The organism is Noviherbaspirillum galbum, assembly GCF_010974945.1.
GTDB classification, from domain to species: Bacteria; Pseudomonadota; Gammaproteobacteria; order Burkholderiales; family Burkholderiaceae_D; genus Noviherbaspirillum; species Noviherbaspirillum galbum.
Window position 1 is genome coordinate 1 of record NZ_JAAIVB010000035.1, and the last position, 13,123, is coordinate 13,123.

At 64.6% G+C, this 13,123-nt stretch carries 14 protein-coding genes; 7 read left to right on the forward strand and 7 right to left on the reverse strand.

The window, feature by feature from the left end:
* Positions 1 to 392: 392 nt before the first annotated feature.
* Complete coding sequence (locus tag G3574_RS09080; RefSeq protein WP_163962235.1) at positions 393 to 1,169, reverse strand: enoyl-CoA hydratase; 777 nt, start codon at positions 1,167 to 1,169, stop codon at positions 393 to 395.
* A gap of 295 nt (positions 1,170 to 1,464) precedes the next feature.
* Here G3574_RS09080 and G3574_RS09085 point away from each other — a divergent pair, with 295 nt between their 5' ends.
* Positions 1,465 to 1,836, forward strand: coding sequence for a bacteriohemerythrin (locus G3574_RS09085; protein WP_163962237.1), 372 nt, complete (start codon positions 1,465 to 1,467; stop codon positions 1,834 to 1,836).
* Between the two features lie 49 nt (positions 1,837 to 1,885).
* On the opposite strand, the gene mltA is transcribed toward G3574_RS09085, so the two are convergent.
* Positions 1,886 to 3,094 carry a murein transglycosylase A gene (gene mltA, locus G3574_RS09090; RefSeq protein ID WP_235953239.1) on the reverse strand — a complete coding sequence of 403 codons (1,209 nt, stop codon included), beginning with the start codon at positions 3,092 to 3,094 and terminating at the stop codon, positions 1,886 to 1,888.
* A gap of 216 nt (positions 3,095 to 3,310) precedes the next feature.
* A complete protein-coding gene (gene apaG, locus G3574_RS09095; protein ID WP_163962241.1) occupies positions 3,311 to 3,685 on the reverse strand; it encodes a Co2+/Mg2+ efflux protein ApaG in 375 nt (124 codons plus the stop codon).
* A 168-nt stretch (positions 3,686 to 3,853) separates the two neighbouring features.
* Here apaG and rpe point away from each other — a divergent pair, with 168 nt between their 5' ends.
* The 6 genes from rpe (at position 3,854) to trpC (ending at position 9,436) form a co-directional block, all read left to right on the forward strand.
* Positions 3,854 to 4,519 carry a ribulose-phosphate 3-epimerase gene (gene rpe, locus G3574_RS09100; protein ID WP_163962244.1) on the forward strand — a complete coding sequence of 222 codons (666 nt, stop codon included), beginning with the start codon at positions 3,854 to 3,856 and terminating at the stop codon, positions 4,517 to 4,519.
* 2 nt (positions 4,520 to 4,521) lie between these two features.
* The gene (locus G3574_RS09105) at positions 4,522 to 5,208 is read left to right on the forward strand and encodes a phosphoglycolate phosphatase (RefSeq protein WP_235953241.1); all 687 of its coding nucleotides are present in this window, start codon (positions 4,522 to 4,524) and stop codon (positions 5,206 to 5,208) included.
* 226 nt (positions 5,209 to 5,434) lie between these two features.
* Positions 5,435 to 6,931 (forward strand): anthranilate synthase component I, encoded by a 1,497-nt coding sequence (gene trpE, locus G3574_RS09110; RefSeq protein ID WP_163962246.1) that lies wholly within the window; start codon positions 5,435 to 5,437, stop codon positions 6,929 to 6,931.
* A gap of 1 nt (position 6,932) precedes the next feature.
* Positions 6,933 to 7,511 carry an aminodeoxychorismate/anthranilate synthase component II gene (locus tag G3574_RS09115; protein WP_163962248.1) on the forward strand — a complete coding sequence of 193 codons (579 nt, stop codon included), beginning with the start codon at positions 6,933 to 6,935 and terminating at the stop codon, positions 7,509 to 7,511.
* Positions 7,512 to 7,585: 74 nt separating this feature from the next.
* Complete coding sequence (trpD, locus tag G3574_RS09120; RefSeq protein WP_163962249.1) at positions 7,586 to 8,629, forward strand: anthranilate phosphoribosyltransferase; 1,044 nt, start codon at positions 7,586 to 7,588, stop codon at positions 8,627 to 8,629.
* Between the two features lie 6 nt (positions 8,630 to 8,635).
* Positions 8,636 to 9,436, forward strand: coding sequence for an indole-3-glycerol phosphate synthase TrpC (gene trpC, locus G3574_RS09125; protein WP_163962251.1), 801 nt, complete (start codon positions 8,636 to 8,638; stop codon positions 9,434 to 9,436).
* 76 nt (positions 9,437 to 9,512) lie between these two features.
* On the opposite strand, the gene G3574_RS09130 is transcribed toward trpC, so the two are convergent.
* From G3574_RS09130 to G3574_RS09145, 4 genes are all read right to left on the reverse strand, one after another.
* A complete protein-coding gene (locus G3574_RS09130) occupies positions 9,513 to 9,980 on the reverse strand; it encodes a hypothetical protein (RefSeq protein WP_163962253.1) in 468 nt (155 codons plus the stop codon).
* Positions 9,981 to 10,151: 171 nt separating this feature from the next.
* Positions 10,152 to 11,960 (reverse strand): M61 family metallopeptidase, encoded by a 1,809-nt coding sequence (locus G3574_RS09135; protein WP_163962254.1) that lies wholly within the window; start codon positions 11,958 to 11,960, stop codon positions 10,152 to 10,154.
* A 28-nt stretch (positions 11,961 to 11,988) separates the two neighbouring features.
* The gene (locus G3574_RS09140; protein WP_163962256.1) at positions 11,989 to 12,447 is read right to left on the reverse strand and encodes a DUF3429 domain-containing protein; all 459 of its coding nucleotides are present in this window, start codon (positions 12,445 to 12,447) and stop codon (positions 11,989 to 11,991) included.
* A gap of 67 nt (positions 12,448 to 12,514) precedes the next feature.
* Positions 12,515 to 13,099, reverse strand: coding sequence for a nucleotidyltransferase family protein (locus tag G3574_RS09145; RefSeq protein WP_163962259.1), 585 nt, complete (start codon positions 13,097 to 13,099; stop codon positions 12,515 to 12,517).
* Between the last annotated feature and the right edge of the window lie 24 nt (positions 13,100 to 13,123).

The window sequence follows — 13,123 nt, forward strand, 5'->3', positions numbered from 1 at the left end:
ATCTTCCCTCCACCAGGTTGCCCCGGCAGACGTCCGATCGTCGCTCACTCAAAATACTGACTAGGCCAGTCCTTGCGAACTGTCCTGTATTCTGTGCAAGCACTTGATATATTGTGAGACACCGGTTGCCCGGCGTGCACCCCATCAAGCGCCCACACTTATCGGCTGTTATTTGTTAAAGATCTGTCCGCTTGCGCTACCAGCCGGTTGCCCGGGGAGCGCTGCGCTGCGAAGCGTTGTGTTCGTCAGCAGCAGAGAAACGAGATTATGCAGTACACGCTTCCTCTCGTCAAGCACTTCGCCGCATTTCGATCGGAGAAAAGAATGCCGGCCAAATTGCCATAGAGCAGATCGTTGCCGGCATGCGCCACATCACCATCGCCGGGCTGACGTCACTGGTTCTTGAAGGCCGGCGCTCTCTTTTCGACGAATGCCGCCATCCCCTCTTTCTGGTCTTCGGTCGCGAAGGTGCTGTGGAAAAGCCGGCGCTCGAACTGCACGCCCTCTGCGAGCGTCGTCTCGTAGGCGCGGTTGATGGATTCCTTGATCATCATGACGGAGGGCAATGACATCGAAGCAATCGTCGCCGCGGCGGCCAACGCCTCTTCCATCAATTTGTCCGCCGGAACGACGCGCGACACGAGACCGGCGCGCTCGGCTTCGGCCGCGTCCATCATGCGGGCGGTAAGGCAGAGATCCATCGCCTTCGCCTTGGAGACGGCGCGCGGCAGGCGTTGGGTTCCGCCTGCGCCGGGCATCGTGCCGAGCTTGATTTCAGGCTGGCCGAACTTCGCCGTCTCGGCCGCGATGATGAAGTCGCACATCATCGCGAGCTCGCAGCCGCCGCCGAGCGCATAACCGGCGACGGCGGCGATGACGGGCTTGCGCACGCGGCGGATCTGCTCCCAGTTGCGCGTAATGTACTCGCCCTTGAAGACATCCATGTAGGTGAATTTCGCCATGGCGCCGATGTCCGCGCCGGCGGCGAACGCCTTTTCGCTTCCTGTGATGACGATGCAGCCGATGCCGTCGTCCGAGTCAAAGGCGCCGAGGGCCGCACCGAGCTCGTCCATCAGCTGGTCGTTGAGCGCGTTCAGCGCTTTCGGCCGGTTCAGGCGGATCAACCCGGTCTTGCCATTTACCTCGGTGATAATCGTTTCGTAAGCCATGCGTGGACTCCGGTGGAAGGAATGACGAAAGGGCAATTGTACATTCATGCCGCAGGGGTAAAGCGCGGGGTTCGCATTTGACATGGCTCAAACCGATTCCACCGTGACCCATTAGCATGATACCCACACCGGTCCGATTTTCACCAGAGCACTGGTCCGCCAATCAAAAAGATGGAGCACGCCGCGCCTCCCGCGTCTTTCAGCATTTCCCGCTAAAAAGATGACCCGGGGAGGCAGATGCTCCACCGATCGACATTACCCAGCCGACAACCACCATTTTCCCGGAGTCACCAACATGGAAACGATGCATCGCGAGCTGTTCTCAACCTTGGAAGAGCTCTCGCTCGCAACGGACGCTGAATTCGGACGCGGCTATTCGGAGCTCGTGCGCAAGGTCGAACGCGTGTTCCAGCGGGAAGAACAATGGATGGAAGACTGCAACTATGCCGGCCTTGCCACGCATCGCGAGCAGCACGCGCGCGTCCTCGGCGGATTGCACCACGTGCACGGCATGGTCATGCATGGCGATCTGGCAACCGGACGCCGGGTGGTCGACGAACTCCTGCCGCAATGGCTGGCCTTCCATACTTCGACCATGGATGCCTCGCTCGCCGCGGCGATGCAGATGATGCGCGGCACGACCGCCCCGACCTCTACCCTCTCCTGAGCAGTCCATCCTTTCCGGGCGCCAGCGGCGCCTGGAAAGAAATGCATTCTCAGCGCGCCGCCGTGCGGGGCAGCGGCATGAGCTTGGGCAGCAATACCCACATGGAACCGCGCTGCTTCATCTTGCCTGCCTTGTCGCCCGCTTCGGCGCCGAAACCCCAGAAGAAATCGGCTCTCACCGGATTGCGGATGGCGCCGCCCGTATCCTGTGCCATGACCAGGCGCCTCAGCGGCTCGTCGCGATTGGGCAGCGTTGTGGACAGGAAGACAGGCGCCCCGAGCGGAATGAACTGCGGATCGACGGCGATCGAGCGTTGCGGGGTCAAGGGCACGCCCAGGGCGCCTTTCGGGCCCTTCGAGGGATCGGCGATCTTTTCTTCCTTGAAAAATACATAGCTCGGATTGGCGTTCAGCAATTCCTGGCGGCGCTCGGGATGGGCGATGTACCAGGACCGGATGGCTTGCGCGGACGCCTGCTCGAGCGTCATCTCGCCCTTGTCGACCAGGTAGCGGCCGATCGACTTGTAGGGATATCCGTTCTGGTCGGCATAGGCCACGCGGATGGTTTCCCTGGTGTCGGCGAGCTGGACGCGCCCGGAGCCTTGCACCTGCAGGAAGAAGGCTTCGATCGCATCATCCACCCACACCAGGTCCTTGCCGCTCAGCGCGCCGGACTGCGCCAGCTCGGCACGTGGATAGTAGGGAATGACCTTGTTTCCCACGACGCGGCCGCGCAGGCGCATGTTCTTCAGTTCAGGATAGACGCTCGACAGGTCGATGGTCAGCAGGTCGTCGGGAACCCGATGCAGGGGAATCTGGAACGGACCGCCCTTCTTCCGCGCGCCCTTCAGCAAGGGTTCGTAATAACCGGTCACGAGCCCGGCGTCGCTGCCATCCGGATTGATGACCTGGTAAGGCGTGAAGAAGGCTTCCATGAAGGTGCGGATGGCCGGGTTGCTGCCGGCGTCCACCGTCTTGGCAATCGAGCAAGGTTCGGTCCACTCGGGCTTGCGGATGAGCGCGTCGCACGACGCCAGCCAGGCCGGCCATGCTTGGCGCAGGTCATCCTGGGTCCAGCCCGGCAGGGCGCCGAAGCTGGCCGGCCGCAGCACTTCCCTGGGCGCTTCGGGCGGGGCGGGCTGGCCGGTGGGCGGAACCTGTGTCCCGGGAACGGGCGGCTTGCCGGCCGCCGGCGGCGGAACCGGGGCGGGCGGCGTGGTGGTACAGGCGGAAATCACGAGGCTGGCGAGCGCAGCCATTACGGGTAAACTAAAGCGTTTCAATGACATGAAAGAACACGATGTGGGTATTGATCCTGGAGGCGGGCTTCGCCCTGTTTCTGCTGGTGTTCATTGTATGGTGGACGATGTTCGCAGGCAAAAAACCTTCGCGTCCGGCGCAACGGAAATCCCTGCCGCGCGAGGATGAACCGTCATCCTGAGCCCGGACCGCGAGGCGCGGCGAGGAATTGGCAGTCAGTGCAGCGTGCGCGGCAGCGACAGCACGAATTCCGGAATCCGGGCCTCGAACTGCGCGCCGTCCTCGGCCACGCAGAAGTAGGTGCCGGACATCGTGCCTTGCGGCGTGGCTAGCGAGGTGCCGCTGGTGTATTCGAATTCCTCGCCGGGTTTCAGGAAGGGCTGGTGCCCGACGACGCCGAGGCCGCGCACTTCCTGGACCTCGTCGTCGGCATCCACGATGACCCAATGCCGGGAAATGAGCTGCGCCGGCATCTGGCCGGTATTCTTGATGGTGATGGTGTAGGCGAAGACATAATTCGACCGCTCGGGATCGGATTGCTCGGAAAGGTATTCGGTCTTGACCGAAATGCTGAATTCGTAGGCAGCCATGATGTTCCCTGTTGTTTTTGTTGTGATGCAGTCCGCGCGACGCACGGTGTCGAAGCGGCCGGTCCGGCATTGCACAGCAAATCCTGGAGGCGCGCAAGTGGCGGACGCGGGGCCGGAACGGATGAACGGGTAAAATACCGCATTCCCATCAACCTGGCTTGATCTGCAATGCCCAACTACCGTATCGCCCCGAGCATCCTGTCCGCCGATTTCGCCCGCCTGGGCGAGGAAGTCCGCAACGTCGTCGCGGCCGGCGCGGACATCATCCATTTCGACGTGATGGACAACCATTACGTTCCCAACCTGACCATCGGCCCGCTCGTCTGCGAAGCCATCCGTCCGCACGTGCAGGTGCCGATCGACGTGCATCTCATGGTCAAGCCGGTGGACCGCATCATTCCCGATTTCGCCAAGGCGGGCGCGAACATCATCACCTTCCACCCGGAAGCATCGGAACACATCGACCGCTCGCTGCAGCTGATCCGCGACAACGGCTGCAAGGCCGGCCTGGTGTTCAACCCGGCAACGCCGCTGCACCATCTCGATCATGTGATGGACAAGCTGGACATCATCCTGATCATGTCGGTCAACCCGGGCTTCGGCGGCCAGTCCTTCATTCCGGAAGCCTTGAAGAAGATCGCCGCCGTCCGCCAGCGCATCGACGCCTCGGGCCGCGACATCATGCTGGAAGTCGACGGCGGCATCAAGGTCGAGAACATCGCCGAGGCGGCGCGCGCCGGCGCGGACACCTTCGTCGCCGGCTCGGCCATCTTCGGCAAGCCGGACTACAAGGCGGTGATCGACGCCATGCGCGCGCAACTGGCGCAGGGCTGACCATGCAGGACGCCGCCATGCTTCCCGGCATCCGGGCCGCCATCATCGACCTCGACGGCACCATGATCCATACGGCGCCCGACTTCCATGTCGCGGTGAACCGCATGCGCGACGAGCTCGGCCTGCCGCCGCTGGACATCGAGACCATCACGCATTTCGTCGGCAAGGGCACCGAAAACCTGATCCGCCGGGTGCTGGCAGTGGATTTCGACGAGGGCGGCGCGGACACGCATTTCGCGCAGGCGCTGGCGTCCTACCTCAAGCATTACCTGGCGATCAATGGCGACTTTTCGTCCATCTACCCCGGCGTGCGGGAAGGCCTCGATGCCTTGCGCGGCAAGGGCCTGCGGCTGGCCTGCGTGACCAACAAGCCGGTCGATTTCGCGGTGCCGCTGCTGGAGAAGTCCGGCCTGAGGCACTACTTCGAGATCGTCTACGGTGGCGATTCGCTGCCGCGGAAGAAGCCCGATCCCCTGCCCCTGCTGCAGGTCTGCGAGGATTTCGGCCTGCCGCCGGCGCAGGTCGTGGCGATCGGCGACTCGTCCAATGATGCGCAGGCGGCGCGCGCGGCGGGTTGCAGGGTGCTGAACGTGCCCTACGGCTATAACCATGGCGAATCTATACACGGCGTCGATTCCGATGGTATAGTTCCCACGCTGCTCGATGCGGCGCGGCTCATCGCCGCTTGATCCTTCGACTCCGTACACGACAACCACGCATGTTTCTCGGCAAAAAACGTACCGTGACCGCTCCAGGCCAATTCGAGGCCTGGCTGTGGCGACGCTGGCAATCCTGGTCCAACTGAGACCCCGATCGCCGCTGGCCGCATGCGTTTCACTTTGCCTGGCCGGCAACGTTTTCTGCAAACACCCCTTCCATAAGGCGCCTCGTCTACAATAGCGCCCGGAGAGAAACATGACCGAACTCGAATTCAAATCGCTGGCCACGCAAGGCTACAACCGCATTCCGCTGATCGCCGAGGCTTTCGCCGACCTGGAAACGCCGCTCACGCTCTACCTGAAGCTGGCCCAGACCCAGAACACCGGACGCAACACCTTCCTGCTCGAATCCGTCGTCGGCGGCGAGCGCTTCGGCCGCTATTCCTTCATCGGCCTGCCGGCCACGACGCTGATGCGCAGCTTCGGCGAGCGCACCGAGGTGGTCAGGCACGGCGAGGTGGTGGAAACCTACCAGGGCAATCCCCTGGACTTCATCGCCGAATTCCAGGCGCGCTACAAGGCGGCGATCCGCCCCGGCATGCCGCGCTTCTGCGGCGGCCTGGCCGGCTACTTCGCCTACGACACCGTGCGCCACATCGAGAAGCGCCTCGCCCACTCCACGCCCCGCGATGACCTCGGCCTGCCCGACATCCAGTTGCTGGTGACCGAGGAGCTGGCGGTCATCGACAACCTCTCCGGCAAGCTCTACCTCATCGTCTATGCCGACCCGGGCCAGCCGGAAGCCTATTCCAAGGCGCGCCAGCGCCTGAAGGACCTGCGCGCGATGCTGCGCCGGGTTGTCGACGTGCCGGTCACCTCCGCCTCGGTGCGCACCGAGACCGTGCGCGAGTTCGACAAGGCGGATTATCTCAAGGCGGTCGACAAGGCCAAGGAATACGTCATGGCCGGCGACCTGATGCAGGTGCAGGTCGGCCAGCGCCTGAAGAAGTCCTACGTGGATTCGCCGCTGTCGCTCTACCGCGCGCTGCGTTCGCTGAATCCCTCGCCCTACATGTACTTCTACAACTTCGGCGACATGCAGATCGTCGGCGCCTCGCCTGAAATCCTGGTGCGCAACGAGCAGACCAACGAAGGCAAGAAGAAGGTCACGATCCGCCCCCTCGCCGGCACCCGTCCGCGCGGTTCGACGCCGGAAAAGGATGCCCAGCTGGCCAAGGAACTGCTGGCCGACCCGAAGGAAATCGCCGAGCACGTCATGCTGATCGACCTGGCGCGCAATGACATCGGCCGCATCGCCGAGACCGGCAGCGTGAAGGTCACCGACAAGCTGGTCATCGAAAAATACTCGCACGTGCAGCACATCGTTTCGAACGTCGAAGGCATCCTCAAGCCGGAGCAGTCCAACCTCGACGTGCTCAAGGCCACCTTCCCGGCCGGCACGCTATCGGGCGCGCCTAAGGTGCGGGCCATGGAAATCATCGACGAACTCGAGCCGACCAAGCGCGGCATCTACGGCGGCGCCTGCGGCTACCTGTCCTTCGGCGGCGAGATGGACCTTGCAATCGCCATCCGCACCGGCGTCATCAAGGACGGCACGCTCTACGTGCAGGCCGCGGCCGGCGTGGTCGCCGACTCGGTGCCCGAGATGGAATGGCAGGAAACGGAAAACAAGGCGCGCGCCGTGCTGCGCGCGGCCGAGCAGGTGCAAGACGGACTGGACGGGGAGTTCTGACATGTTGCTGATGATCGATAACTACGACTCCTTCACCTACAACCTCGTCCAGTACTTCGGCGAACTGGGCGAAGACGTGCGGACCTTCCGCAACGACGAGATCACCCTGGAACAGATCGCGGCCATGAAGCCGGACCGCATCTGCATTTCCCCCGGGCCGTGCACGCCCAACGAAGCCGGCGTATCGGTGCCGGTGCTGAAGGAATTTGCGGGCAAGCTGCCCATCCTCGGCGTCTGCCTGGGCCACCAGGGCATCGGCGCGGCCTTCGGCGGCAAGGTGATCAGGGCCAAGCAGGTCATGCATGGCAAGACCTCGGTGCTGCACCACACCGGCGTGGGCGTGTTCAAGGACCTGCCCGATCCGTACACCGTGATCCGCTACCACTCGCTGGCGATCGAGCGCGAGTCGCTGCCGGATTGCCTGGAAGTGACGGCCTGGACGGAGGACGGGGAAATCATGGGCGTGCGGCACAAGGAATTCGCGGTCGAGGGCGTGCAGTTCCATCCCGAGTCCATTCTTTCCGAGCATGGCCATGCGCTGCTCAAGAACTTCCTCGACCTGCGCTCGCCGACGCGCTGACCCGACCGACTCCCTTCGAACGCGCGCCCCGGCCGAGGCCGGGCGCCGGATCGAGCCACAGAAAGGCTGACACGATGCCGATTACGCCACAGGAAGCGCTGATCCGCTGTATCGAACACCGCGAGATCTTCCACGACGAAATGCTGTCGCTGTTCCGCAGGATCATGAGCGGCGAGATGTCGCCCGTCATGATCGCCGCCCTCACCATGGGCCTGCGGGTGAAGAAGGAAACCATCGGCGAGATCGCCGCCGCGGCCACCGTGATGCGCGAATTCGCGACCAAGGTGCCGCTGAAGGACGCGAGCGGCCTGCTCGACATCGTCGGCACCGGCGGCGACGGCGCGCATACCTTCAACATTTCCACGGCGTCGATGTTCGTGGCCGCCGCGGCGGGCGCGCGCGTGGCCAAGCATGGCGGACGCAGCGTGTCCTCCTCCTCGGGCAGCGCGGACGTGCTCGAAGCCCTCGGCGCGAACATCAACCTCCAGCCGGCACAAGTGGCCGACTGCATCGAGGAAACCGGAATCGGCTTCATGTTCGCGCCCAACCACCACGCGGCGATGAAGCATGCCGCGCCGGTGCGCAAGGAACTGGGCGTGCGCACCATCTTCAACATCCTCGGCCCGCTGACCAATCCCGCCGGCGCGCCCAACATCCTGATGGGCGTGTTCCATCCCGACCTCGTCGGCATCCAGGTGCGGGTGCTTCAACGCCTCGGCGCCCAGCATGCGCTGGTGGTCTGGGGACGCGACAACATGGATGAGGTCTCGCTCGGCGCCGGCACCATGATCGGCGAGCTGGTCAACGGCGAAGTGCGCGAATACGAAATCCATCCCGAAGACTTCGGCCTGCAGATGGTCGCCAGCCGCAACCTGAAGGTGTCGGGCGCGGCGGAGTCCAAGGAAAAAATCTTCGAGGCGCTCGACAACCGCCCCGGCCCCGTGCGCGACATCGTCGTGCTCAACGCCGGCACCGCCCTGTACGCAGCGGGCCTGAGCCCATCCATCGGCGAAGGACTCAACACGGCGCGCGAGGTCATCGCCTCGGGCGCGGCGCGCAACAAGCTCAATCAATTCGTGAAAGTGACGCAGCGGATCGGCGCTGCCAACCCTGCCTGATTCATCATGTCCGACATCCTGCAAAAAATCCTCGACGTCAAGGCGGATGAAGTCGCCGCCGCCAAGAAGAACCGCGACTTCGCCAGCCTGCGCCGCGACGTGGAAAGCGACCGCGACCTGCGCGCCGGCCTGCGCGGTTTCGAAGCCAGCCTGCGCGGCAAGATCGCCGCCGGCCAGGCCGGCGTCATCGCCGAGGTGAAGAAGGCCTCGCCTTCGAAAGGCGTGCTGCGCGAACGTTTCCTGCCGGCGCAGATCGCCGAGAGCTATGCCAGCCACGGCGCGGCCTGCCTGTCGGTGCTGACGGACGTGCAGTTCTTCCAAGGTTCGCCCGCCTACCTGGAGCAGGCGCGCGCCGCCTGCGGCATTCCGGTGCTGCGCAAGGATTTCATGGTCGACCTGTACCAGGTCTATGAAGCGCGGTCCTGGGGCGCGGACTGCATCCTGCTGATCGTGGCCGCGCTCGACCACGGCCTGATGGCCGAACTCGAAGCCTGCGCGCTCGACCTCGGCATGAGCGTGCTGGTGGAAGTGCACGACGGCGAGGAACTGGACGCCGCCCTCAAGCTGAAGACGCCGCTGCTGGGCATCAACAACCGCAACCTGCGCACCTTCGAGACCTCGCTCGACACCACGCTCGGCCTCCTGCCGCGCATTCCTTCCGACAAGCTGGTGGTGACCGAATCGGGCATCCTTGCGCCGAACGACGTGAAGCGCATGCGCGACGCGAACGTGCATGCCTTCCTCGTCGGCGAAGCCTTCATGCGCGCGCCGGAGCCCGGCGTGGAATTGCAGCGGCTTTTCGGCTGAACCCCGCGGCTGACCCAGAGTCGGCGCGAATGCTCCATGCACGAAACGGCCTGACCACGTCAGGCCGTTTTTCTTTTCACCGCTCGTCGCTGAGCAAATGGCCGGCGACGAGGCCGACAGCGAGCGCGCCGTAGATGACCGCCAGCGAACGTCCGGACAGGCGCAATTCATAGCCAGGGGTTAGGCGCTTCGGCACGAGGTAATAATCGGTGACATAGGCGCCTGCGGTCACCAGCGCCGCGCCGACCACCGGCGTCACTGACGACGTGTTGCGCTTTCCGCCGAACAGGCGCTCGTAGATCGCCGCCCAGAAGATGCTGGAGGCGTGGTTCAGGAGAAACCCGGTCAGGGTGAATTTCGCCGAAGCACGATCCTGCCGCCCAGCGTTCTCGTTTCCCCAGACGATGTGGCTGGTGGCGTTGAGCGGCGCGGCATAGGAGTCGGTTTCGCGCTTGCCCGCGAGCGACGCGGCCAGCGCCGTGGCGATGCCGGCCACCGTGCCGGAAACGAGCGATTTTCCCAGCAGGCCGTTGGCGATGTTCATTGGTGTTCTCCATGCGGTGAAACGCGCCTGCTGTGCCGGGTGTAAAAGCGACATGGCGCGTTGTACAAGGTACAGCATCCCGCCGGCGGGATGCCGCCTCCCCGGATGGGAGGCATTTCAGCGCATGGGAATTGCAAGAGCTGTGCCCAAGGGGACAGCGTGGAGGCTTGTTCAGCCCTTCTGCAGCCATTGCCCGCGCTTGCGGACCACGGCAGCCGGCTTCGTTTCCGCCGCCAGCACGACCTTGGGGGCATCGTCGCGGGCGATCGCCAGCGTGGTGCTGAACAGTTCGTCGCGCCGGAAAGCATGCACCGTGACAAGGTCGCCGACACGATACCGGCCGAGCAATCCGTCGACATTGGCGTGCGTGACGCGGATGCCGTCGATGGCCACGAGAATGTCGCCTGCCGACAAGCCGGCCTGGTGCGCAGCGCCATCCTCGTATACGTTTGCCAGCTTGCAGTCATTGCCTTCGCGGCCCGTCTTGACGCCGATCGCCGGCTTGGCGTCCTTGCGGTCGTCGGCATAGGCGATGCCGAAAGGCGCCAGCAGCTTGTCGAGCGGCAGGTCGTCGGTGCCGTGCACGTGGCGCTCGAAGAAGCGCCTGAGCTTCAGGCCGGTGACCTCCTCGAACAAGGCTTCGACATCGTCCTCGGCAATGCCCTGCCCCAGGACCTTGCCTTCGTAGAAGTCGCGGCCGTAGCGTTCCCACAGCGCGCGCATCACGTCGTCGAGCGACCGGCGGCCGCGCGTCTGCTCCCGGATGGTCAGGTCGAAGCCGAGCCCGACCAGCGAACCCTTAGCGTAATAGCTGACGATGGCGTTCGGCGAATTTTCATCCTGGCGGTAGTACTTGACCCAGGCATCGAAACTCGATTCGGCCACGCTCTGCTTGGTGCGGCCGCTGCCGCGCAGCACGCCGTTGACCGTCTTGGACAGCAGCTTGCAATAGGCGGCCTCGTCGATCACGCCGGAGCGCACCAGCATCAGGTCGTCGTAGTAGCTGGTGAAGCCTTCGAACAGCCAGAGCAGCGCGGTGTAGCCTTCGCTGCGCAGGTCGTAGGGCGCGAACACCGCCGGCTTGATGCGCTTGACGTTCCAGGTATGGAAATACTCGTGGCTGCACAGGCCGAGGTAGGTGCGGTAGCCGTCGCTCATTTCCTTGCGGCCGGTAACCGGCAGGTCGGCGCGCGAACAGATGAGCGCCGTGGAGGCGCGGTGTTCGAGGCCGCCGTAGCCGTCGCCCACCGCCATGGTCATGAACACGTAGCGGCGCATCGGCGCGCGCCGGGTCTTCGGTTCGAACAGGGCGATCTGCGCTTCGCAGATCTTCTTCAGGTCGCCGGACAGCCGCGCCATGTCGAGGTTGGGTACGCGGCCGGTGATGACGATGTCATGCGGCACGCCGTGCGCCTTGAAGGTCGCCAGCGCGAAGGTGCCCATCTCGACGGGATGGTCGATCAGCTCGTCGTAGTCGGCGGCGACATAGGTGCCGAAGCCGTAGCGCTTCGCCTTCAGTTCCGGCAGGGCCGTCGCCACCCGCCAGTCGCGGAAGCCGTCACCTTCGGGCGGCCGGATGTCCACGACGTGCTGCATGCCCTCCATGCCCTGCGCCGACAGGAAGACGCTGGTGCCATTGAAGAAGCCGTGCGTCTGGTCGAGATGGGCGGCGCGCACCGACAGGTCCCAGGCGTAGACCTCGTAGGTCAGCACCAGTGGACCCTTGCAGGGCGCGGCCTGCCAGGTGTGCTTGTCGATCTTTTCCAGCAAAACTTCGCTGCCCTTGCCACCCCTGCCCGATTCCGCCCGGATGCGCACGATGTTGCGGGCAAACTCGCGGATCATGTAGCTGCCCGGGATCCAGGCCGGCAGCGACACCACCTGGCCGTCGGCGGCGGGCGTCTCGATGGTCAGCGTCACCTCGAACAGATGGGCGGCGGGATCCTTGGGGGTGATGACGTAGAAAAGGGCGTTCTTCATTCTCGGTTCTATCAAAAGTCGGCCGCGGTCATCCACGGACGTTGGCGGCCATGACGGCCAGGGCCAGCGACGGCACCACCACGCAGGTCAGGCGGAAACGCAGGTCGATCAGCCAGTCGGGCAGGCGATACCAGGGATAGGTGCGCTTGTCGACCTGATAGGCCGCGATGAAGCCGGCCATCAGCACCGCGTAGCCGAATCCGCCGGTCATGGTCGCCAGCCAGGCGATGAGCGACGGCGTCACGCCCCACAGCAGGGCGCGCCGGGTCTGTTCGATGGACAGCGTCCCGGACAACATGGTTGCACCCCAATGCAGCCCGCCGAGGAAAGACAGGATGATCACGCCATAGGCAAGCTGGCCCTTGATGAAGTCGCCGAGCCAGCTCGGGTCGACCAGCCAGCAGGCGGCCGCGAGGGCGACGAAGGGAATCAGGCCGGCATAGCCCAGCAGGTGGGAGAGACGCTTGTTGAGGAAATGGGTATTCATCCGATGGCGCGCGCAGGCCGGAACGAAAGACCATAGTGTAGCGGAAGGCGGGAATGTCCACCCGGCATCATGTCAGGTCGTCAACCGTGTCGATGTCGCGCGCGATGCCCGGGTCGTCCACCGCGATTTCCATGACAGGATGGCTGCGCAGCAGGCGGCGCGCGCCCTCGTCGCCGGACAGGCCGAGCAGCGCGTCGAGGTGGTTGCGGTGGAAGGCGACCGGGTTGCCGCGACGGCCCTCGCGGGTCGGTGCGGCTATGGACGCGCCGCCGCGGATGGCGTCGGCGAGCAGGCGGACGGTGGATGACTGCACATAAGGCATGTCGGCCAGGGCGATGACCCAGCCGTCGGCGTCTCGCGCCAGGCCGATCGCATGACGCAGGGAAGCACCCATGCCTTCCGATGCCTCGGCGCAGCAGGAGACCTCGCAGCCCGCCGCGCGCAACGCCACGGCAAGCACATCGGCGCCGGGACGAACCACCGCCAGCACGCGGGGCAAGGCGCCGAGCATGGCGGCGGCGGCGCGGACCGCCACCGTCCCGCCATCGGCCAGAGGCTGCATCAGCTTGTTGCGCGCGCCCTCCGGATCGAAGCGCGATCCGCGCCCGGCGGCAAGCAGGATGCCGACGACCTGTCCGGACATCCCGCTCATGCGGCCGGCCCAGTGATCGTCTTC

Excerpts from the sequence above, each read along its gene's own strand:
- G3574_RS09080 (WP_163962235.1), bottom strand. The coding sequence starts at position 1,169 with ATGGCTTACGAAACGATTATCACCGAGGTAAATGGCAAGACCGGGTTG.
- G3574_RS09085 (WP_163962237.1), top strand. The coding sequence starts at position 1,465 with ATGGAAACGATGCATCGCGAGCTGTTCTCAACCTTGGAAGAGCTCTCG.
- mltA (WP_235953239.1), bottom strand. The coding sequence starts at position 3,094 with ATGGCTGCGCTCGCCAGCCTCGTGATTTCCGCCTGTACCACCACGCCG.
- apaG (WP_163962241.1), bottom strand. The coding sequence starts at position 3,685 with ATGGCTGCCTACGAATTCAGCATTTCGGTCAAGACCGAATACCTTTCC.
- rpe (WP_163962244.1), top strand. The coding sequence starts at position 3,854 with ATGCCCAACTACCGTATCGCCCCGAGCATCCTGTCCGCCGATTTCGCC.
- G3574_RS09105 (WP_235953241.1), top strand. The coding sequence starts at position 4,522 with ATGCAGGACGCCGCCATGCTTCCCGGCATCCGGGCCGCCATCATCGAC.
- trpE (WP_163962246.1), top strand. The coding sequence starts at position 5,435 with ATGACCGAACTCGAATTCAAATCGCTGGCCACGCAAGGCTACAACCGC.
- G3574_RS09115 (WP_163962248.1), top strand. The coding sequence starts at position 6,933 with ATGTTGCTGATGATCGATAACTACGACTCCTTCACCTACAACCTCGTC.
- trpD (WP_163962249.1), top strand. The coding sequence starts at position 7,586 with ATGCCGATTACGCCACAGGAAGCGCTGATCCGCTGTATCGAACACCGC.
- trpC (WP_163962251.1), top strand. The coding sequence starts at position 8,636 with ATGTCCGACATCCTGCAAAAAATCCTCGACGTCAAGGCGGATGAAGTC.
- G3574_RS09130 (WP_163962253.1), bottom strand. The coding sequence starts at position 9,980 with ATGAACATCGCCAACGGCCTGCTGGGAAAATCGCTCGTTTCCGGCACG.
- G3574_RS09135 (WP_163962254.1), bottom strand. The coding sequence starts at position 11,960 with ATGAAGAACGCCCTTTTCTACGTCATCACCCCCAAGGATCCCGCCGCC.
- G3574_RS09140 (WP_163962256.1), bottom strand. The coding sequence starts at position 12,447 with ATGAATACCCATTTCCTCAACAAGCGTCTCTCCCACCTGCTGGGCTAT.
- G3574_RS09145 (WP_163962259.1), bottom strand. The coding sequence starts at position 13,099 with ATGAGCGGGATGTCCGGACAGGTCGTCGGCATCCTGCTTGCCGCCGGG.